General features: G+C 40.5%; 21 protein-coding genes and 1 pseudogene. 7 read left to right on the forward strand and 15 right to left on the reverse strand.

Annotation, left to right across the window (positions count from 1 at the left end; all coding sequences use genetic code 11):
• A partial coding sequence (locus CXF89_RS13800; protein ID WP_121954929.1) for a VCBS domain-containing protein occupies positions 1–1,238 on the forward strand: 1,238 nt, incomplete at its 5' end.
• 80 nt (positions 1,239–1,318) lie between these two features.
• Here the strand turns inward: CXF89_RS13800 and lipA are convergent.
• From lipA to leuS, 13 genes are all read right to left on the reverse strand, one after another.
• Positions 1,319–2,284 (reverse strand): lipoyl synthase, encoded by a 966-nt coding sequence (lipA, locus tag CXF89_RS13805; protein ID WP_002958515.1) that lies wholly within the window; start codon positions 2,282–2,284, stop codon positions 1,319–1,321.
• Entirely contained in the window at positions 2,281–2,934 is a 654-nt protein-coding gene (gene lipB / locus CXF89_RS13810) for a lipoyl(octanoyl) transferase LipB (RefSeq protein WP_010554695.1), read from the reverse strand. Before lipB ends, lipA begins: the two co-directional genes overlap by 4 nt.
• A gap of 19 nt (positions 2,935–2,953) precedes the next feature.
• Positions 2,954–3,232, reverse strand: a complete 279-nt coding sequence (ybeD, locus tag CXF89_RS13815; protein ID WP_002958517.1) for a DUF493 family protein YbeD — start codon at positions 3,230–3,232, stop codon at positions 2,954–2,956.
• A 175-nt stretch (positions 3,233–3,407) separates the two neighbouring features.
• Positions 3,408–4,571 (reverse strand): serine hydrolase, encoded by a 1,164-nt coding sequence (locus CXF89_RS13820; protein ID WP_010554697.1) that lies wholly within the window; start codon positions 4,569–4,571, stop codon positions 3,408–3,410.
• Positions 4,572–4,670: 99 nt separating this feature from the next.
• A complete protein-coding gene (locus CXF89_RS13825; protein WP_121954930.1) occupies positions 4,671–5,435 on the reverse strand; it encodes a septal ring lytic transglycosylase RlpA family protein in 765 nt (254 codons plus the stop codon).
• Positions 5,435–6,541 carry a rod shape-determining protein RodA gene (rodA, locus tag CXF89_RS13830; RefSeq protein WP_007585558.1) on the reverse strand — a complete coding sequence of 369 codons (1,107 nt, stop codon included), beginning with the start codon at positions 6,539–6,541 and terminating at the stop codon, positions 5,435–5,437. The genes CXF89_RS13825 and rodA overlap by 1 nt, the downstream gene beginning before the upstream one ends.
• On the reverse strand, positions 6,538–8,406 hold the full coding sequence (mrdA, locus tag CXF89_RS13835; RefSeq protein WP_024591126.1) for a penicillin-binding protein 2: 1,869 nt from the start codon (positions 8,404–8,406) through the stop codon (positions 6,538–6,540). Before mrdA ends, rodA begins: the two co-directional genes overlap by 4 nt.
• A gap of 9 nt (positions 8,407–8,415) precedes the next feature.
• The gene (rlmH, locus tag CXF89_RS13840; RefSeq protein ID WP_007585562.1) at positions 8,416–8,886 is read right to left on the reverse strand and encodes a 23S rRNA (pseudouridine(1915)-N(3))-methyltransferase RlmH; all 471 of its coding nucleotides are present in this window, start codon (positions 8,884–8,886) and stop codon (positions 8,416–8,418) included.
• Positions 8,887–8,923: 37 nt separating this feature from the next.
• Positions 8,924–9,241, reverse strand: coding sequence for a ribosome silencing factor (rsfS, locus tag CXF89_RS13845; RefSeq protein ID WP_007585564.1), 318 nt, complete (start codon positions 9,239–9,241; stop codon positions 8,924–8,926).
• Positions 9,242–9,296: 55 nt separating this feature from the next.
• A complete protein-coding gene (gene nadD, locus CXF89_RS13850) occupies positions 9,297–9,932 on the reverse strand; it encodes a nicotinate-nucleotide adenylyltransferase (protein ID WP_121954931.1) in 636 nt (211 codons plus the stop codon).
• Positions 9,933–9,953: 21 nt separating this feature from the next.
• A complete protein-coding gene (holA, locus tag CXF89_RS13855; RefSeq protein WP_010554702.1) occupies positions 9,954–10,991 on the reverse strand; it encodes a DNA polymerase III subunit delta in 1,038 nt (345 codons plus the stop codon).
• Positions 10,991–11,482 carry an LPS-assembly lipoprotein LptE gene (lptE, locus tag CXF89_RS13860; RefSeq protein WP_010554703.1) on the reverse strand — a complete coding sequence of 164 codons (492 nt, stop codon included), beginning with the start codon at positions 11,480–11,482 and terminating at the stop codon, positions 10,991–10,993. The genes holA and lptE overlap by 1 nt, the downstream gene beginning before the upstream one ends.
• 1 nt (position 11,483) lies before the next feature.
• Entirely contained in the window at positions 11,484–14,072 is a 2,589-nt protein-coding gene (gene leuS / locus CXF89_RS13865) for a leucine--tRNA ligase (protein WP_024591123.1), read from the reverse strand.
• A gap of 196 nt (positions 14,073–14,268) precedes the next feature.
• Between leuS and CXF89_RS13870 the strand changes: the two genes are divergently transcribed.
• From CXF89_RS13870 to CXF89_RS13890, 5 genes are all read left to right on the forward strand, one after another.
• A complete protein-coding gene (locus CXF89_RS13870) occupies positions 14,269–14,727 on the forward strand; it encodes a zinc ribbon-containing protein (protein ID WP_007585575.1) in 459 nt (152 codons plus the stop codon).
• Between the two features lie 77 nt (positions 14,728–14,804).
• Positions 14,805–17,225, forward strand: coding sequence for a Lon protease family protein (locus CXF89_RS13875; RefSeq protein ID WP_257983226.1), 2,421 nt, complete (start codon positions 14,805–14,807; stop codon positions 17,223–17,225).
• 2 nt (positions 17,226–17,227) lie between these two features.
• Entirely contained in the window at positions 17,228–17,704 is a 477-nt protein-coding gene (locus CXF89_RS13880) for a BamJ family beta-barrel-assembly machinery protein (RefSeq protein WP_007585579.1), read from the forward strand.
• 25 nt (positions 17,705–17,729) lie between these two features.
• Positions 17,730–17,984, forward strand: a complete 255-nt coding sequence (locus CXF89_RS13885; RefSeq protein WP_002958531.1) for a hypothetical protein — start codon at positions 17,730–17,732, stop codon at positions 17,982–17,984.
• A gap of 146 nt (positions 17,985–18,130) precedes the next feature.
• Positions 18,131–18,580, forward strand: coding sequence for a hypothetical protein (locus CXF89_RS13890; RefSeq protein WP_121954933.1), 450 nt, complete (start codon positions 18,131–18,133; stop codon positions 18,578–18,580).
• A gap of 374 nt (positions 18,581–18,954) precedes the next feature.
• Here CXF89_RS13890 and CXF89_RS13895 read toward each other — a convergent pair whose 3' ends face one another.
• Together CXF89_RS13895 and CXF89_RS13900 are read right to left on the reverse strand one after the other, a co-directional pair.
• The gene (locus CXF89_RS13895) at positions 18,955–19,479 is read right to left on the reverse strand and encodes a CIA30 family protein (protein WP_121954934.1); all 525 of its coding nucleotides are present in this window, start codon (positions 19,477–19,479) and stop codon (positions 18,955–18,957) included.
• Between the two features lie 67 nt (positions 19,480–19,546).
• A complete protein-coding gene (locus CXF89_RS13900; protein ID WP_121954935.1) occupies positions 19,547–20,323 on the reverse strand; it encodes a hypothetical protein in 777 nt (258 codons plus the stop codon).
• Positions 20,324–20,503: 180 nt separating this feature from the next.
• Between CXF89_RS13900 and CXF89_RS13905 the strand changes: the two are divergent.
• Positions 20,504–20,715: pseudogene (locus tag CXF89_RS13905) on the forward strand (alkene reductase); the annotation flags it as partial.

Raw genomic sequence — 20,715 nt, forward strand, 5'->3', positions numbered from 1 at the left:
TATCTTATTTAGTTGTTGGTTGTGGCAGCTCTGGCTCTGATTCTACGGTGCAAAATAATGAAGCGATTACTTTACAAACTCCTGCAATAATTGGTGGTAATAGCCGAGGCGAAGTTATTAGTGATAGTAATGATGCAATAACAGGCTCATTAACCATTACTGATCAACAATCCGGTGAGGCTGCTTTTATAGCACAAGAAAATAGCGCTACAAGCTATGGTTTTTTTAGCTTAAATGCTGGTGGAAATTGGTCATACACACTTGATGATTTAAACGCTTCAATAACATCTTTAAGTGAAGATGAAACACTGCAAGACACAATAACAGTAAACTCTTTAGATGGTACTGGCGCACAAATTATCATAACAATTGTTGGTGCACCAATAACTCAAGCTGATGGCTTTGAGAGCATCTCGCACGTGTTATTGCAATCAGATGGCGTAGATTCGGGACTTGACGCATACACACTTATTGAAAATGTATTCGGCGAAGGGTCAATTGAATCTCCAGATTTATACGCTGGCAATCATGAAAGTGTTGTCCATATTATCGAAGATACCGATACGATAATTGGTAGCCATTTTGTATTTTTAGCCCACCGAAATGATGACCAAGATAAAGACAAAGGTGCAAGTGACAGGCAACGCAACGAAATAAAAACCTACGATAAATCACCGCAAGAAACACTGGCGTTTGAGGGGGAGACATTTCAATACAGCTGGAAATTTAAAGTAAGTAGCGAGCTTGAGCTTACGAGTAAGTTTAGCCATTTTTTTCAAATAAAAGCCCGTAACGAAAGTAACGACAACACCAATGGTAATGACGATCAGCCTATTATCACTCTCTCAGGTGCACAAAAAAACAGTACAGGCAATCAACTGCAAGTGCGGTATAGCGCAGGCTTTGACGAAAACGGTAACAGCACGGGTCTTGATAAAAACTTAATTGAAACCGACTGGTCTTTAATTACAGATGAATGGGTCGAGGTATTTGTACAAGCTACATTTAGTGAAAGTGGTAAGCTTGATATGACATTAACGCGCTTAAGCGACAACGCAGAGATATTTAATATAAGCGAGCAAAACATAGATATGTGGCGCGGCTTTAATGATGATGATTTTGCTCGTCCTAAGTGGGGAATATACCGCTCAATTGTTGAAACCGACAGCCTTCAAGTTGATGAAGAACGTGTTAGGTTTGCTGATTTTTCTATCACAAGAGGTAAGTTAGCGCAGTAAGCTATTTTATCAATTAGCATGAAAAAGCCGTTAATAATTATGCATTATTAACGGCTTTTTTTATTCTTTGATAAAAGTGGTTATTTTACTTCTTTGCCCGCTGCTTGTTGATCAGCATGGTAGCTTGAGCGTACAAACGGACCTGAAGCCGCGTGAGTAAAGCCAATTTCGTCTGCATACGCTTTTAAGCCGTCAAACTCTACTGGTGGCACGTAGCGTTTAACCGGTAAGTGATGCTTAGAAGGTTGTAGATATTGGCCTACAGTTAGCATGTCAACGTTGTGTGCACGTAAATCGCGAAGTACTTCTTCAATTTCGCTAATTTCTTCACCTAAACCTACCATTAAGCCTGATTTAGTTTTAACTTCTGGGTGAGCTTCTTTAAAGCGACGAAGTAATTCTAATGACCATTTGTAGTCAGCACCTGGGCGAGCTAGTTTGTATAAACGTGGCGCAGTTTCAAGATTGTGGTTAAACACATCTGGTGGCGTCTCGATTAATATTTCTAATGCGCGGTCCATACGACCACGAAAATCAGGTACTAAAATTTCGATAGTGATAGTTGGATTATGTTTACGAATCTCGCGAATACAATCGGCAAAATGCTGAGCACCGCCATCTCGTAAATCATCACGGTCAACTGAAGTGATTACAACGTAGCTTAGCTTCATATCTTTTATAGTAAGTGCTAGCTTTTCAGGTTCAGTGGCATCAGGTTTTAATGGGCGACCATGGGCAACATCACAAAATGGGCAACGACGAGTACAAATAGCACCTAAAATCATAAAGGTAGCTGTACCGTGGTTAAAGCATTCAGATAGGTTAGGGCACGAAGCCTCTTCACATACCGAGTGTAAGCCATGCTTACGTAGCGCTTTTTTAATGCCGTCAATGCGATCGGTTGATTTAGGTAAGCGAATTTTTAACCATTCTGGCTTACGCAACATTTCAGTTTTTTCTGTAGGTAAAACTTTTACTGGGATCAACGCCATTTTTTCTGCGTCGCGTAGTTTTACACCTGGTTCCATTTTGACTGGTTTATTCATTCGTTTTCAAACCCTTCAGTATGCTTAACCTGTGTTGCATTAAGCTTCTTGATCATGTGTTTCACCAATCCTTCACCTGCACTTTCTAGGTTTTGAGGACCATCTAATTCTTTAGTTTGCACCATATTCATGCCCGCATAACCACATGGGTTAATGCGTAAAAATGGACTTAGGTCCATGTTAACATTTAATGCTAAGCCATGAAACGAGCAACCACGACGAACTCGTAATCCAAGGGATGCAATTTTGCTGTCGTTAACGTAAACACCGGGTGCATCAGCTTTAGCATAAGCTTCAATACCATACTCGGCGAGTGATTCAATAATGCACTCTTCAAGCCATGTAACCAATTCACGTACACCAATCTTTAAACGACGTAGATTAAATAATACATACATCATTTGCTGGCCAGGGCCGTGATAAGTTACTTGTCCACCACGGTCAACTTTAATCACCTCAATGTCGCCAGGAGCTAGTAAGTGTTCGTCCTTACCAGCCTGACCTTGGGTGAATACACTCTCGTGCTCTACAAGCCAAATTTCATCTGGCGTATTTTCATCACGGGTGTCGGTAAAGTCCTGCATTTTTTGCCAAATTGGCATATAACGCTGACGACCCAGTTGGCGTACGATCAAAGTGTTTTCGTTCACAACAAATCTCAACTATGGCTTAAAGCATGTGGCGTACGTCATCAATATTGCTGATCACGTTGTAAATTTCTTCAATGTGTTTGCCACTGGTAACCGTTGCTACAAGGCTTACTGACTCGTAATTACCTTTGCTGCTTGGTTTTACTTTAGGGGCGTAATCGCCAGGTGCTATTGGTTGTAACTTAGCTAAAATTTGATCAGTTAAGTTTACATTAGCTAAACCCATTATTCTGAATGTAAATGGGCAAGGGTACTCTAGGTACTCATCAAATTTAGTATCTTTAACAGGTTGAACCACGACGGTGACTCCTCATACAAAAGTGTGGACTCTATGCAAGCTCGAAGCTTAATACAGATAGGCAATTAGCAGTCTTGCTTATATGGGGCGCATTCTAACATTTTTCAAGTAAAAAAAAACGCCTCACAGTGGAGACGTTTAAATTAGTTACCCTAGTTAATAGGGGAGCTATAAATTACTGCATGATCTGTAAACGTAAGTAATCATAAATTTTGCTAAAGAAGCTGCCTTCTTCCACTTCTTCAAGTGTTACCAGTGGGTATTGAGCAATATCTTCGCCCTCTAGTTGTAAGAATAACGTACCTACTTTAGTACCTTTAGCAAGTGGTGCTTCAAGCGTATTATCTAGCTCAAAGTTAGCTTTAAGGTTTTTATGCTGACCACGTGGGATAGTAATCGGTGTATCTTCTAAAATACCTAAAGATACATTTTCTTTGTTACCCATCCAAATACGTTGTTCTGCAAAGCTATCGCCTGCTTTGTACGGAGTAATTGTTTCATAAAAACGAAAACCATAGTTAAGTAGTTTTTTACTTTCTACTTTACGAGCTCGTTCGCTGGTAGTACCCATAACAACAGCAATTAAACGCATATCGTTTTTAGTTGCTGAGGTAACTAGGCTGTAGCCAGCTTCTGATGTATGACCAGTTTTAATACCGTCAACATCTAAGCTTTCGTCCCACAATAATGAGTTACGGTTATATTGCTTAATGCCGTTATAAGTAAACGATTTTTGCTTATAAAGTGCATATTCATCTGGCACATCACGAATAAGTGCAGCACCAAGTGTCGCCATATCGCGAGGCGTTGTGAAGTGCTCGTCAGTATCAAGGCCGTGGCTGTTGATAAAGTGGCTGTTGCTCATACCTAATTTAGCAGCATGGGCATTCATTAAATCAGCAAATGCGCTTTCGCTTCCAGCAATATGCTCAGCCATTGCAACACATGCATCATTACCTGATTGGATAATAATACCGTGGTTAAGCTGATCAACACTAATTTGCTTACCTACTTCAATAAACATCTTTGAAGATTCTGGGAAGTTTTTAGCCCATGCTTTTTCGCTTACCGTTACCATATCGGTAGTGGCAATATTACCTGCTTTAATTTCAGTACCAATTACATAACTGGTCATCATTTTAGTTAAACTTGCAGGTGCTAGCTGTGTATCGGCTTCACCTTCAGCAATAACTTTACCTGTTGTAAAGTCGACCAAAAAATAACCTTTTGCATTAACTTGAGGTGGTGCCGGAATAATTTGGGCGCTGGCTGAAAATACGGCGGCTGTACAAACTAGGCCGCATACACCTTTGAGGATTTTATGTTTAATAGATTTCATCATACTCATTAATGGTTAAAGTTAAAGATTCGCGTTACGCCATTTTATACCCAAACCACCCCAAGATGCGAGCATCCTGGGGTAGTTTGGGTATTAGTCTTACTGAGTGTAAAGCAAGAACGCGTTTTGAAATTGATTTTGTTTTAATTTTTTTAATACTTCGTCTGCATGAGGGGTGTCTTTTATTGGCCCTAAATGCAGTCTGTAAATGTCGTCTTTTTGAACGATATTTGTTGGTAATTTGTATTGCTCTCGCAATGTGCTGGCAAGCGCTTCAATATTAGCAAGTGTACTACCTGCAGCTACCTGAATATAGGTTTGACGCGCAGTTGCGCCCGCAAGCGTAACTGCCTCTAGCTTAACCTTTGCTGTACCATGGGTGTAATAGCCAAGCTTATAAGCGGCTGCGTACGAAAGGTCAATTATTCTATCGTCATGAAACGGGCCCCGGTCGTTTACGCGCACAATTACCGATTTACCATTTGCTGTATTGGTTACTTTAACAAAGCTAGGTAGCGGCAGCGTTTTATGCGCAGCGGTCATGGCAAACATATCGTACGTTTCACCATTTGAGGTGTGATAACCATGAAATTTACGACCATACCAAGAGGCAACACCTTCCTCGCTAAAGCCAGTCTCATCAAGCATGGGCGAATAACTTTTACCAAGCACTGTATACGGACGGCTGGCGCTGGCACTTTTAGTTACTTCGGTAACTATAGCGTCTTGCATCTCAAGTGTAGTTGGGGCTCTTAATGGCGCTGCATCATGACGCATGCTATAACGGCTACTTGAGCCGCTACTACATGCACTTAAAAGCAAAATTAATAACGTGGTAAATATAAGCTGATTAGTGTGTCGCATTATTTTAAAAGCATCCTTTTATCTGTTGCGATTGACATAATAATGCCAAATCCTGCCATTAACGTCACCATCGATGTACCACCATAACTAATCAGTGGTAAAGGTACGCCTACAACAGGTAATAAACCCGATACCATGCCTATGTTTACAAATACGTACACAAAAAAGGTGAGGGTGAGTGCGCCTGCGAGCAATTTACCAAATGCATCTTGTGCATTAACAGCAATGTATAAACCACGGCCAATAATAAATAAATAGAGACTAAGTAAAACACATACGCCAAATAAACCAAATTCTTCGCTTAAAACCGAAAATATAAAGTCGGTGTGGCGCTCTGGCAAAAATTCTAATTGCGATTGCGTACCAAGCAGCCAGCCTTTACCTTCTATACCGCCTGAGCCAATAGCAATTTTAGATTGAATAATATGATAACCCGAACCGAGCGGATCGCTCTCAGGGTCTAAAAAGGTGAGTACACGCTGCTTTTGATAATCGTGCATACCGTAGTGCCAAAATGGCCATGCGGCAAGCGCTACAATAGAGCTTAAAAAGCCGATTAAACGCCAACTTAATCCAGACAAAAACAAAACAAATATACCTGAACTTGCAATAAGTATAGCGGTACCTAAATCGGGTTGTTCTTTAATTAATAATGTAGGGAGCATTACAATCATAAAGCCAATAATTAAGTGCATTGGCCGAGGAGGTAAGTGGTTACGCCCTATATACCAAGCTACCATCATCGGGACTGCCAACTTCATTAATTCTGCAGGTTGAAACCGTGTCACCCCTAAATCGAGCCATCGCTGTGCGCCTTTTGAGCTTACGCCAAATAAAAGTACACCCACTAGCATTAATAAACCAACGCAATAAAGTGGGATCACTAAACGCTTTAATGTGGCAGGCGAAAATTGGGCCAAAACAACCATAGCAACAACCGCACCGCCCATACGAGTCATGTGCCTAATCATCATTGAAGAGTCTTGGCCGCTTGCGCTGTAAACAACCATTATGCTACCAGCCATCATTATGAGTAATGCAATAAGCAGTGGTAGGTCTAGATGCATACGCATCCAAATAGAGCGTTTATCGTGCAAAGCGGTCATGGTGTATCGTTCCTTGCAAGATTAACTGGATTGGCTGCAAAGTAGTAATCCATAAGTTGGCGAGCAATTTGAATACCACCGTGGTTGTTTTCTAGTACAACAGAAACCACAATTTTAGGATCGTTGTAAGGTGCAAACCCTACGTAAATTGTGTTGTCACGCTGGCGCTCTTTAAGCGATTCTGCATCGTAGCGTTCACCTTGGGCAATACTAACTACCTGTGCAGTACCCGTTTTACCAGCCGAGTCGTAGTTAGTGCCTTTAAATGCTTTGTGCGCTGTGCCTGATATTTTTTGAACTGTATTATGCATTGCATCTAACGATACTTGCCAATGGCGTGGATCTTTTAAAATAACAGGGGGTTTTTCTTCGTTGTTAATTTGCGTTATGTCGCTATCTTTTTTTATTACTTGCACCAAATGAGGTGGATGATTAATACCACGATTAACTAATATGTTAGTCGCATTTGCAATTTGAATTGGTGTAGCAGTCCAGTAACCTTGACCAATACCTACCGAAATAGTATCACCACGCCACCAAGACTCTTTAAAGCGTCCTTCTTTCCATTCTTTTGAAGGTAGAATAGCAGTAGTTTCTTCATGAATATCAATACCTGACAAATCGCCGTAGCCAAAACGGGCCATAAAATCACTGATTTTAGTAATGCCTAATCGATAAGCCGCATCGTAAAAATAGGTATCGCACGACTCTTCAATCGCCTTGTATACATCCACATGACCATGGCCCCAACGTTTCCAATCTCGCCATTTGTGTTCAACATTTGGAATTTGAAAAAAACCAGGATCCCACATTGATGTTGATTCATTTACTATATTTTCTTCAAGCGCTAATACAGCCATTAAGGGCTTTACCGTAGAGGCAGGCGCATAACGACCTTGCGTAGTGCGGTTTATTAGCGGACGGTCTTGGTTAAGTAACGCTTTATAATTTTTGCTGCTAATGCCGTGTACAAATAAATTTGGGTCATAACTTGGGTTTGAATAAAGTGCCAGCACGCCACCATCTTTTGCATCCATAACTACAACAGCGCCACGCATATCTTTAAGCCCATGCTGTGCAATTTGTTGCAAGCCAATGTCTAAGGTAAGTACTAAATCGCTACCAGGTTGTGGCTGGGTCATGCTTAGAGTGCGAATTACACGGCCACGGTTATTAACTTCTACCCGTTGTGAGCCCACTTTACCGTGCAATGTCTCTTCATAGTATTTTTCTAATCCGAGCTTGCCAATATCATATGTAGCACGGTAATTGGTTGCACGATCTTCTTGTTCTAATTGGTTTAGCTCTTTTCTATTAAGCTTGGCAACATATCCAAGCGCATGCGTTAGCGTGTCGCCAAATGGGTAGTAGCGAGCCAGACGTGCCTCAATACTAAAACCAGGAAATTTATGCTGATTAACCGAAAATTTCGCCACTTCTGTTTCGTCTAAGCGGGCTTTTAGTACTTGCGATTTAAAACGACGGGTGTGTTTTATATCTTTTAAAAAGTCTTGTTTGTCTTGCTCTGTAATCGCAATTATTTTACTTATTTTATCAAGCGATTCGTCAAGGTCGTCTACTTCTTCGGGGATGACTTCAAGGTTGTAAACAGGTTTGTTTTCAGCAAGTAGCACACCGTTACGGTCGTAAATTAAACCACGGTTGGGTGCAATAGGAATAACTTTAATGCGGTTATCGTTGGAGCGGGTTTGGTAGTCTTGGTGATCTTCTACCTGAATAGTATAAAGATTAGAAAGTAGTACAGCGACTAATCCTAATACAAAAACAAAACCCACGAATGCTCGCCTAGCAAATAAGTTTGCTTCTGCGGAGTGGTCACGAATAGTGGGTCTATGTTTTAGCATGGCAAGGGGTTACTCGCGATGATAAGGATGGTTGTTATTTAAGCTCCAGCCTCGGTAAAGGCTCTCTGCAACAATTATACGCACCAAAGGGTGCGGCAATGTTAAATTAGATAACGACCATTTTTGCTCAGAAGCTGCAATGCACTCTGGAGCAAGTCCTTCAGGTCCGCCAATAAGTAAACTTACATCGCGGCCATCGAGTTGCCATTTTTCCATATTTTTAGCAAGTTGGTGAGTATCCAGCGCTTTCCCTGTTACCTCTAACGTTACAATACGATTGCCTTTTGGAATAGCCGCTAATGTTTTTTCACCTTCAATGTGTAAAATACGTTTTATATCTGCATTTTTACCACGTTTTCCGGCTTGAATTTCAATTAACTCTAGGGCCATATCTTTAGGGAAACGTCGCTGATATTCTGCAAATCCCGTTTCTACCCATGCTGGCATTTTAGTACCAACAGCAATCATTTGTATTTTCACGTATTACTTCCAAGCATTGTCTAAAATGAGTGAGCGTTTAGCCCCACAGTTTTTCTAGATCGTAATAGCTACGTGCTTCGTTTTGCATCACGTGTACAACCACATCACCTAAATCAACCAGTGCCCATTCGCCGTCGCCTTCACCTTCATAACCTAGTGGCTCTGAATCTGCATGACGCGCTTCTTTTGCTAAGTGATCGGCAATTGACTGTACGTGGCGTTTAGAAGTACCAGAACAAATTACCATGTAATCTGTGATATCTGATGTTCCAGTAACGTCAATATGAACGATGTCACGCGCTTTCATATCGTCAATTTTGTCCATAGCAAAGGCGAGTAGTTGTTTTGAATCCAAGGTTTTGTCTCAATTTAAAAATTTAATGGCGCGCATTTTAACACGCTAGGAGTTTTTAAGCATCAATTTGATAGAGCTGATGCACTTCTATGTAATGACTCACTGCATCGGGCAATAGTTCATTCTTTTTATTACTTTTTTTCAGTTGTTCGCGAATGGTGCTTGAGGCCGCATCGAGCATTTCGCCCGGTAAAAAATAAAGTTTACCTGCAAGTGAGTGTTTAAGTGCCGCTACTTCGCCGGCATTTGCGCGTTGCATATAGCTTTTGAGCTCACCTTTTACAGTGCAATGTTGAGCAGGGCGCTGGTACACCACAATATGGCAAAGCTGCGTTATTGCCTTCCACTCAAACCACTTATCGAGATTGTTAAACGAGTCCATACCAATTAAAAATAAAATAGGTGTAGTGGGGTGCTCTTTACGAAGTTCTTGCAAACTAAGTAGCGAATACGATGGACCAGCTCGGTTAAGCTCTCTTAAATCGAGTTCAAAATGAGGATAAGGTGCAATGGCTGCGTTTAGCATATTAATACGGTGCTGAGTACTAATTCCCGGCGCTGCTTTATGTGCAGGGAGTGCACAGGGCATAAAATAAAGCGTATTTAAATTAAACGCATTTACGCATTGCTGCGCCATATTTAGATGGCCTAAATGGACTGGGTCGAAAGTGCCACCAAAAATTGCGATCATTTAACACCCATTAGCTATTTATTAATTAACCGCGTGGCACGGCATAGGAATGTTGAGCGGCTGGCAAAATTTAATACAAATATGAGCAAGCGCTTGGTAAGGTGCAATTAAATTACCTTGCTTGTAACTGGCATCAAACAACGCAACATCACTGTTTATTTGTTCTAGTGTGTGCATGTTTAAACGGTTAATTGCGTTTTGAACTGGACCTTGTTGGTTTTTCCAAATTGCTTTTTGTTTAAATAAATTAGCGATAGGTTCGCCATTTAATAAACCAAGTTGCACACTTATAAGTGTATTAAGCTCTTTGGTTATAGCCCACAAAATACTTACCACTTCGGTGTTATCGCTGGCAAGTTTGTTTAATACTTTTATAGCTTGTTTGGCGTGGCCATTTAATAGCGCATCGCTTAAATCAAAAATATCAAATTTGGCTTGGTTTAATAGGCCTTGCATTACTAATTGCTGAGTAATTAATGCATTGCCGTGCAGCAGCGAGAGCTTTTCAAGCTCCTGAAAACAGGCTAACAAGTTGCCTTCGGTGGCATTTATTAAGCTTACTTTGGCGTCGCTTTGCATATTAAGTGATAAACGTTGGCATTGCTCATCAAGCCATCGTTTTACATGAGAGCCCGTAAGCGGGTAGCAAGGTACAAATACACCTTGCTTATCAAGAGCTTTAAACCATGCTCCACGTTGTACTTCTTGGCTGGCTTTAGCGCCTTTAACAATTAAAATAGTATCGGGATTAACCAGCTCAACTACTTTTTTAAAGGTGTTGCTGCCAATAACGCCTGGCTTTTGTTGGTTTAAATCAAGCTCAATAATAGTGCGGGCGCTAAACAGCGACATACTTTGGTACTGGGCTATAATTTCTTGCCAATCGAATCCTTGCATTAAAGTAAACTTAATTACTTCATCAAAACCTTGCTGCTTAGCACTGTCGCGAATTTGTTGTACGCACTGCGCTTCTTGAAAAGGCTCTTCTCCAAATACTAAATAAAAGGGCTTTAGCCCTTTATTTAATTCACTCGGTAGTTGATTAGCGTAGCAGCGCATTATAGTTGCGACAGCTCTCTAACAATACGACGACTGGCTTGCTCACGAATTTCGCTAATAAGTAGCTCAAGCTCTTTTGCTTTTGCTAATGCATGATCCGGATCGTCTTGATAATTACGGTAAAGCTCAAAACGTTTTTCTATCGCTTTTTCACCTGGGCGTTTAACTACATACGATACGCCATAAGCGAGCTCATATTCAGCAACTTGGCCGTTTTGAAACAGCGAAAGTGTTTGGCGTTCAATGCTTTCTTTGCGTAAGTACAATTGGGCTTTATCTTTAGCTGACGATACTAACTCTACGTTACTCGCTTTAAGCTCTTTTTTAAGCTCAGTGAATAAAGTCGATTTTTCGTCATCGCCTACAAGTGTTAGCTGTTTTAAGTTATCAGGCAGGCTAGAGGCTTTTTTTAAATGAAAGCCACAGCTTGATAACAAAAAACAGACTAGCACTAAGGCTAGTCCATTTTTAATGGCGTTAAATGCAGCCATATTAGTTAGCTACCACGTTAAGTAGCTTGCCTGGTACGTAAATGATTTTACGAATGGTTGAGCCATCAGTAAATTTAGTAACGTTAGATTCTGCAAACGCAAGGGCTTCTACTTGCTCTTGAGTTGCACCAGCTGCCACTGTTAACTTAGCGCGAAGCTTGCCGTTTACTTGTACGATGATTAGTTTTTCATCTTCAACAAGTGCAGACTCGTCAACTTTTGGCCATGCAGCATCTAAAATTTCGCCTTTTTTACCAAGCTCTTTCCAAAGCTCATGCGATAAATGCGGAGTAATAGGTGCAAGCATAATAACTAATGCTTCAAGTGCTTCGTTAGCAATCGCTACATCTTGTTTGTCGCTCAGTGGTGCTTTTAATAACTTATTAGAAAGCTCCATAATGGCTGCAATAGCGGTGTTAAAGGTTTGACGACGTTCAACATCATCAGTCACTTTAGCAATTGCTTTGTGTAAGTCGCGACGTAGTACTTTTTGCGGGTTAGTTAGCGCTGATTTATCAAGTGCTTGGTAACCTACTGTTTTAACGTCTACCGCGTATTTCCATACACGTTTTAAGAAACGATGCGCGCCTTCAACGCCTGAGTCTGACCATTCAAGCGTTTGCTCTGGCGGTGCTGTAAACATCATAAATAAACGCACTGTATCTGCACCGTACTGGGCAATTACATGTTGTGGGTCTATACCGTTGTTTTTAGACTTAGACATTTTACTCATACCTGATGAGAATACCGGCTCGCCGTCTTCCTTATGCCATGCTTTAGTAACGCGGCCTTTTTCGTCGGTTTCGGTGTTTACATCAGTTGGCGAAATCCAAATGTCGCCGCCTTTTTCATCTTTACGATAAAATGTTTCAGCAAGTACCATACCTTGACAAAGTAAGCGGTCAAACGGCTCATCAGAATTAACTAAACCAAAGTCACGTAATAATTTATGGAAAAAGCGCGAGTACAATAAATGTAAAATAGCGTGCTCAATACCACCAATGTATTGATTTACTGGTAACCAGTAGTTAGCAGCAGCAGGGTCTAGCATGCCTTCATCGTAGCGTGGGCTACAGTAACGAGCGTAATACCAAGACGATTCCATAAAGGTGTCAAACGTATCAGTTTCGTGAAACGCAGGTGCGCCATTAACTGTTGTTTTAGCCCACTCTGGGTCTGCTTTAAGTGGTGACGTTACACCGTTCATCACTACATCTTCTGGTAAGCGAACTGGTAGCATATCTTCTGTTGCAGCAAGTTCTTTACCATCTTCATCGCTAAGCATTGGAATTGGAGAACCCCAATAGCGCTGACGGCTCACACCCCAGTCACGCAGGCGGAAGTTTACTTTACGCTCACCAACACCGAGTGTTTCTAATTTATCGGCAATCGCTTTAAAACCAGCTTCAAAATCAAGGCCGTTAAATTCACCCGAATTTACAAGTACACCTTTATCGGTAAATGCTGATTCTTTTAGGTTTACTTCAAGATCTGAACCTTCAGCAGGCGCTATGACTTGTTTTATATCTAGGCCGTACGCTGTTGCAAACTCAAAATCGCGTTGATCGTGCGCAGGTACTGCCATTACAGCGCCTGAGCCGTAATGCATTAATACAAAGTTAGCAACCCAAATTGGTACTTGCTCGCCCGTTAATGGGTGAGTTGCGTAAAAGCCTGTTGCTATGCCTTTTTTCTCCATTGTTGCCATGTCTGCTTCGGCAACTTTGGTGTTTTTGCATTCTTCAACAAACATTGCAATAGCATCGCTATTTTTAGCGGCTTCTTGCGCAATAGGGTGACCACCAGCAACAGCAACATACGTAACACCCATAAAGGTATCTGGACGTGTTGTGTATACGCTAAATGTTTCGTCGTTATCGGTGCGTTTAAATTCAATATCACACCCTTCAGAGCGGCCAATCCAGTTGCGCTGCATTGTTTTAACTTGCTCTGGCCAATCTTCTAACTTGTCTAAATCGTCAAGTAGCTCTTGTGCGTAGTCGGTAATTTTAATAAACCACTGTGGAATTTCTTTTTGCTCAACCACAGCGCCTGAACGCCAACCACGACCGTCAATAACTTGCTCGTTAGCGAGTACAGTTTGATCTACTGGATCCCAGTTAACTGTCGACATTTTTTTATACACTAGGCCTTTTTCGTAAAGCTTAGTGAAAAACCACTGCTCCCATTTGTAGTATTCTGGATGACATGTCGCAATTTCGCGATCCCAGTCATAACCAAAACCTAATTGCTTAAGTTGGGTACGCATGTAATCAATATTTTCGTATGTCCACTTAGCTGGTGCTGTTTTGTTTTTAATAGCAGCGTTTTCTGCAGGTAAACCAAACGCATCCCAACCCATAGGTTGCATTACGTTTTTGCCTTGCAGGCGCTGGAAACGAGAAACAACATCACCAATGGTGTAGTTACGCACATGACCCATATGCAGTCGACCACTCGGATAAGGGAACATAGAAAGGCAGTAATACTTTTCTTTGCTCTCATCTTCAGTGACTTTAAATACCTGGTTTTCTTCCCAGTAGCTTTGTACTTTTGACTCTATATCTTGCGGGTTATATTGCTCTTGCATCTATGGTTCCAGACTTCTTGCAAACTAATAAAAAATTGCCGTTAGGATACCCCAAATAAAACACTATTCACAGCGTCAAAAACATGCTTTTATTAAATTGTAACTTTCAGTGCAGGTTAACCTGCCTTTTTATAGTGTGGTTAGCTAAAGGCATAAGTTACAGACTGATTTAACAGCAATTTTGAAGGAGTAAAAAATGACTGATTACAAAACATGGCTTAGCAGTTTTACCCATTGGATAAAAGATGTGAAAGAGCATGGTTTAAAAGATGTGGTTTCTGGGTTTGTTGAATCTGAGCAGGCGCTTAAAGATTTAAGTCAAGAAAGATATGAGCTCTACAAAAGTTATTTAAAGAATGATATTGAACATATAGTAGAGAACGAATCACACTATAATTCGCTTGCATGGCAAGAGCTTAAAGAGTCTCTTTGGTTTGAACTTTCGCACATAGAAGATAAAACTCAACTTGAGTGGCAATCTCTTAGCCAAGATTTTAAGCACAATGGTGTGTATCACGCAGGCGAATGGATAGCCATGGGCACATTAGTATGTAAGAATTGCACCCATAGTTACGATGTTTATCACGCTACACAAATTACACCGTGTATTGAATGTGATGGAATCTATTTTAGTCGTAAGGCACTGCACCCTTAAATATAAGTATTAAGTGGCTGCGGGCCACTTAATACGCCCAAAGGCCAGCGAATATGCTGGTAAAAAAAGAAGTTAGAATGACGAAAAAATTGCTGCCACTATCTGTTTCAAAGCTCGCACCGAGTATTTCTACTAATCACGTAAACACGTGTATGAACAATCCATACCCAGAGCAACTTACGTTTATAGGCCAACAACGTGCCCAAAGTGCTTTAGATTTTTCATTAGGGATGGAACTGCCGGGTTACAACGTTTATGTAATGGGCGAGGCCGCTCACGGGCGCTTTACGCTTGTTAAAGATAAACTTAAACAACACGCAAAAGACCGCTCAACGCCAAACGAATGGTTATACGTAAACAATTACGATGACCACAGAGAACCTATTGCGCTGTTTATGCAACCAGGTCAAAGCAAGCAACTTAGTGACGATATAGATTCATTTTTAGATGAAGTACTCGACACCTTTCCTGCGGCATTTGATAACCCAGCGTATCAGCGTAAGAAAAAATCAATCGATCGTGAATTTAACGATGCCTACGACAGTGCTATTACCGCAGTAGAAATTGCGGCGTTTGAGCAAAGCGTTGCATTAGTTGAAGAAAAAAATTCAGTAGGGTTTGCACCACTTGTAGATGGTAAACAATTGAGCGACAGCGAATTTGGCGAACTTGAAGAAACGTTACGTGAAGAGTTTTTTGAAAAAATTGAAAAGCTAGAAGATGCATTAATAGAAGCGTTAATAGAGCTGCCACGTTGGAAACGCGAATCAAAAGAAAAACAACGCAACCTTAAAAAATCGACTGCAGAGCAAGCCACTAAACCACTTTTAAAAGACTTAGAACATAAATATGCCACGCATATTGGTGTACTGCGCTATTTAAAAGATATACGCGTTGAAATTATAGACGCGGTACTTGAATGGCTAGATGACGAAGACGAAAGTGAAGAAAGCAAAGAAGACTTTGATCGCAAAGGCATGCTTACCGACTTTTTTGCACCTAACATTTTAGTTGAGTTTAAAGAGGACGACGCAGCACCGGTTGTGTACGAGCCTAATCCAACGTTTGGCAATATATTTGGCAAAATTGAGTACTCAACATCGCAAGGCTCTTTAATTACCTGTTATCGCTCAATTCAGGCTGGTGCATTGCATCGTGCTAATGGCGGCTATTTAATTATGGACGCTGAAAAAATCATGGCAAACCCACAGGTGTGGGATGGTTTAAAACTCGCGTTAAAAACACATCAAATTAAAAACGACTTACCGTATCAAGACAGCACAGTAGGGACTAGCTTTACACTTCGCCCGCAGCTTATACCGCTTGATGTTAAAATTATTTTATTAGGTTCGCGCGAGTTGTACTACACCATAGGTGAATACGATGAAGAATTTGCAGAGCTATTTAGAGTATTAGCCGACTTTGATTACTACTTGCCAAGTAGCGATAAATTGCAATACCAGTTTATTACTAAAGTAACCGAGTATTGCGAGCAAACATTAAAGTGCACTGCAACGCAGGCTGCTATGGTGCGTTTACTTAAATTTAGTTACCGCCAAGCTGAGCATCAAAATAAATTATCAGCGCGTTTTGCTGATGTACTTGAACTTATTGCAGAAGCCAGTTACTACGCTAAACAAGACAAATTAGCCGTTATTGACGCGCACCATATTGACGAAGCCATTGGAGGCAAGCAATACCGTACCGGCCAAATTAGCGAAAATATGCTCAGTGATATAAAAGAAGGTCACACACTTATTGCAACCGACGGCCAAGCCATTGGTAAAGTAAATGGCTTAACCGTATTACACATTGGCGATACCTCATTTGGTACCCCTGCGCGTATTACGGCAACGGTTTATGCTGGCGCCGATGGCGTAATAGATGTTGAACGCGAAGCTGAGCTTGGCAAAGCAATTCACTCAAAAGGTGTTATGTTGCTTACCGGTTATTTAGGTAATAAATATGCGCAGCACTTTAGCTTAACGCTTAGCGCTAATATTGCCATTGAGCAAAGCTATGGTTACATAGATGGCGATAGTGCATCTTTAGCGGAGCTTTGTGCGCTTATATCATCAATCACTAGTTTGCCTATTAGCCAGTCTATCGCGCTTACAGGTTCTATTAACCAACACGGTGATGTACAAGCCATTGGTGGCGTAAACGAAAAAATAGAAGGCTTTTTTAAACTGTGCAAAATGCGTGGTTTAACTGGTTCGCAAGGCGTTATCATTCCTAAATCAAACCAAGTTAACTTAGTGCTTGATGACGAAATACTTAATGCGGTTGAATCGGGTAAATTTAATATTTACGCAGTTGAAACCGTAGACCAAGCGCTTAACTTATTAATGGATATAGAAGCTGGCGATATTATTGATGACCAGTATCCAGAAAACTCAGTAAACGGTATTGCACTTGCTCGCCTCAAAGAGATTGCCGACATAGTAAACGGCGATGATGACGAAAAAGACGAAGAGCTAGATAACGAAAAAGGTTAATGATGATTAATATAATTTTGGCGGTAGTTATCGCCATTTTTTGTTTTTTAATATTTCAAAATAGTAAAAAAGCAAAACAACAAGCAGGCATAAATGCGCAAATAGGTGCAGATTATTTAGCCGCTAACGCAAAGGTAGAAGGTGTAGTAGAAACGACTTCTGGCTTGCAGTATAAAGTAATCCATAAAAGCGAAAACGAAAACACACCAACCCCAAAAAGTATGGTTAACGTGCATTACCACGGCACGCTAATCGACGGCACTGTGTTTGACAGTTCAGTAGAGCGTAAAACACCTATTAGCTTTGGTTTGCACCAAGTTATTAAAGGTTGGACTGAGGGCTTACAACTTATGAGCCCCGGCGATAAATACACGCTATATGTACCGCACCAATTAGCGTACGGCGAAAAACGTGTAGGGAGTATTCCTCCTGCCTCAGTACTTATATTTGAAGTAGAGTTACTGGCAATTGAGTCTTAGTGATTAAATAACAAGGAAGTAAATTATGAATAAAGACGAATTACTTAAAATAGCCAAAGGTGATATTAACTTTACCTTTCAATCTATTATTTATGCATTAGCGCTGTGCTTACTCGTTGCAGCTGTTTTTTTACTAGAGATGAGCGTTAACCTACAAATGGGTTTAATAGTTTGTATTATCGGTGTGTTTGGAATGACTATTTATAATAATTTAAATACTCGCCTAAATGCGGCGCTTGCACTTATTGCGCTCTCACAAGATAACCAAAGCACTAAGTAAGCAACGAGTTAGTTTAATAGATTGGTATAAGCCCTACTTTAATAAAGTGGGGCTTTTTGCTTTTAGCTAACAATAAAATTTACTCAAGAATTTTAATACGAGGTCGATACCTATAAAAGAGACAAAGCTATTTTAGGGATAAAATAATGAAGATTTCACCGACTCCCATTGCATACCAAGTACACAGCTCAAATACTCAACCTTTAGCGCAATCAGATAAACTACCTGTTGAAAAAGCGAGTGAAGAAAAGAGCGAGGAAGAAAATGAGGAAGAGCCAAAATATGTGTTATCAAAGTTTCTAGATACCAAAGCGCAAGAATATAGTGAAGATAACGCTACGTTTGGCAATCAATATAAAAACCTAGAAAAAGTATACAAGCACTTCGCTGGGCGAGTTATTGCGCTGCAAGAGCAAATTAATAAACTTAAACAAAGCCCCGTACAGCGTAGTTTAACTATAAATACTTCTGCAAGTGAGCTAAATAAAAGTGATGCGAGTTTAACTCTAGATGCAGAGCATCTAGGGCGTGTTGACCCTTCGTGGTTGAATTTGCAGCAGTATGTTTGGTATTTAGGCAAGGCAGAGCCTATGTAGTGTGGTTACTCCCCATAAATAGGCGATAACGCAGCATAAATACCAAACATGCGCTGCCCGAAGGGTTCTGCCTAGGGGCAATTTACTCTTTGTTGCTCGGTTTTTACTTAGCCCACTAGGTTACAAATCTCGCGCCGCAATTAAATCGCCCCTAGTTTGAACAAATTTCAATCCACAAAGGTCAACACGCCCTAAGTTCTAAAAAATATAAAAGCACACAGCAACAAGAGCAGATAGATATGTTAGAGCTGCAATTAGGGGAGTTAAAGTCAGAGCAAGCAGCAATAAAACAACAAATGGTTGAGCTGGTTATTAGTGAAATGAAGACACGGGGCGACGACTATACTATTTAGCGCCGCCAACATGCTGGTGGGCTAGCTTTTAAACTCAATTTTACCCACTTCAAGTTTAAACCTACCTTCTTGCTTGCCTGCAATCATAAAGCCTAGCTGTTTTATATCGTCAAAATCAATAATAACCTGCTGCTCAAGCACGCGGCCGCGATACGTTAAAGTAAAATCACTCGGAGCAAAGTTTATATCTACCCATTCATTTTTTACTGTTTTAAATGAGTGGGTGTACGCTGCGCCATCAAGGTAATTGGTAGTTCTGAGCCTAAGCTGATAGGTTTGTCCATCCCCTTTAACGCGCAGTGCTATAGCTTTAGTATTTTGGCTTTGTGTATTTAGCTCTGTACGTATTGATGCAAAACCGCCGTTATTTTCAAGCGATATATTCCCTTCAAATATTAAACTTTTAGCAGTTTGGTTTACTTGGCTATTTGATACCCCACCCATTACTGAGTCGTTAACAACGTACCAGCGCTGGTTTGCATTCGCTTGTGCACTTACAACTAATAAATTAAATACAAAAAGTGATGATAGTTGTTTGGTGATCATGGCTTACTCCTAAATACTTTAAGCTTATCAATACGGATAAACATATTATTTGTTCACTTATTTAAAGCTAATTATTTTTACTGCTCCATTTTTTCATGATTTTTTCAAACATAATTTCTTTATCAGTTTTATCCTCAGGACAGGGTTTACCGCTACCTTGAGGCATGCCATTACTACCAAATACGGTTGAAGTATCAATTAAATAGCATTTACCGTTAAATTTTTCTAATCGTCGTGTGCCTGTTGTATTTTGGCTAATAACTTCTGAGTTGTCAGATTTTACTGGCGTTTTAATAGTCGGCTTATTGTTTATCTCATCACTTGCAGAGCCATTGTCTTCACCAAAGGAGACCATTTTTTTATGAGTCATATTATTTACAGGTGAGCCAAATAGCGGCGCATATGGATTTAGCTTTTTAAATGTTTGAGAAGCTTTTGTTGGAGGCTCTGAAGGCGCAGCTGACTGGGGTTCAGTAGGTTTAACAGAGTCATTTTTAAGCTCTGTTTGTGCCTTTTGTAACGTGGTGGTTTTGGCTTTTATTTTTTTAGTCACCTTTACTTTGGCTTTTGTAGAATCTTTTTTTATAGGTGTAGTGTTAGAGGTCACTGCATTTGGTGCATCTGTTTTAGTATTTACAGGTTTTATATCGGGCGCATTGGTTGTTGTAACAACGGGACTTGGCCTAGGTAGGCTAGCTAAATTAACTGTAACATAGGCCTGTATTATTGCGCTTTCCTTTTCCTTTGGCGGCGCAACTTTAATAGATTGCGAAAACAAAAAGTACAACACAATAGCGTGTATACAAAACGAGATAACCCACGGCCATGCATTCCCTTTATTCACATCAAACCCTCAACATAATAGTGCTGTTATGAGTCAATAAAATACATTTAGTTCACCTAAAGTTAATGTGTTTTACTTTGTGGCTTTATTGCAGATACAACAAAACTATTTTGCAGTTTCTGTTGTTTTTGCAGGTGCTTGGTTACGTTATTATGAGCGCAATCAAACTTAGGAGGCATTATGACATTACTTTTTGAACCAATAGAACTTGCAGGTAAAACATTAAAAAACCGTATTGTTATGCCCCCAATGACTCGCTCGCGTTCAACACAGCCTGGCGATATAGCTAACGACTTAATGGCAACATATTACGCACAGCGCGCAAGTGCCGGGCTAATTGTAAGCGAAGGCACGCAAATTAGTGAGCTTGGTAAAGGTTACGCTTGGACTCC

The sequence above is a fragment of the Pseudoalteromonas sp. MelDa3 genome (genome assembly GCF_002863625.1).
Taxonomy (GTDB): Bacteria; Pseudomonadota; Gammaproteobacteria; order Enterobacterales; family Alteromonadaceae; genus Pseudoalteromonas; species Pseudoalteromonas arctica.

Excerpts from the sequence above, each read along its gene's own strand:
- lipA (WP_002958515.1), bottom strand. The coding sequence starts at position 2,284 with ATGAATAAACCAGTCAAAATGGAACCAGGTGTAAAACTACGCGACGCA.
- CXF89_RS13820 (WP_010554697.1), bottom strand. The coding sequence starts at position 4,571 with ATGAAATCTATTAAACATAAAATCCTCAAAGGTGTATGCGGCCTAGTT.
- CXF89_RS13825 (WP_121954930.1), bottom strand. The coding sequence starts at position 5,435 with ATGCGACACACTAATCAGCTTATATTTACCACGTTATTAATTTTGCTT.
- rodA (WP_007585558.1), bottom strand. The coding sequence starts at position 6,541 with ATGACCGCTTTGCACGATAAACGCTCTATTTGGATGCGTATGCATCTA.
- mrdA (WP_024591126.1), bottom strand. The coding sequence starts at position 8,406 with ATGCTAAAACATAGACCCACTATTCGTGACCACTCCGCAGAAGCAAAC.
- nadD (WP_121954931.1), bottom strand. The coding sequence starts at position 9,932 with ATGATCGCAATTTTTGGTGGCACTTTCGACCCAGTCCATTTAGGCCAT.
- holA (WP_010554702.1), bottom strand. The coding sequence starts at position 10,991 with ATGCGCTGCTACGCTAATCAACTACCGAGTGAATTAAATAAAGGGCTA.
- lptE (WP_010554703.1), bottom strand. The coding sequence starts at position 11,482 with ATGGCTGCATTTAACGCCATTAAAAATGGACTAGCCTTAGTGCTAGTC.
- leuS (WP_024591123.1), bottom strand. The coding sequence starts at position 14,072 with ATGCAAGAGCAATATAACCCGCAAGATATAGAGTCAAAAGTACAAAGC.
- CXF89_RS13870 (WP_007585575.1), top strand. The coding sequence starts at position 14,269 with ATGACTGATTACAAAACATGGCTTAGCAGTTTTACCCATTGGATAAAA.
- CXF89_RS13875 (WP_257983226.1), top strand. The coding sequence starts at position 14,805 with ATGACGAAAAAATTGCTGCCACTATCTGTTTCAAAGCTCGCACCGAGT.
- CXF89_RS13880 (WP_007585579.1), top strand. The coding sequence starts at position 17,228 with ATGATTAATATAATTTTGGCGGTAGTTATCGCCATTTTTTGTTTTTTA.
- CXF89_RS13885 (WP_002958531.1), top strand. The coding sequence starts at position 17,730 with ATGAATAAAGACGAATTACTTAAAATAGCCAAAGGTGATATTAACTTT.
- CXF89_RS13890 (WP_121954933.1), top strand. The coding sequence starts at position 18,131 with ATGAAGATTTCACCGACTCCCATTGCATACCAAGTACACAGCTCAAAT.
- CXF89_RS13895 (WP_121954934.1), bottom strand. The coding sequence starts at position 19,479 with ATGATCACCAAACAACTATCATCACTTTTTGTATTTAATTTATTAGTT.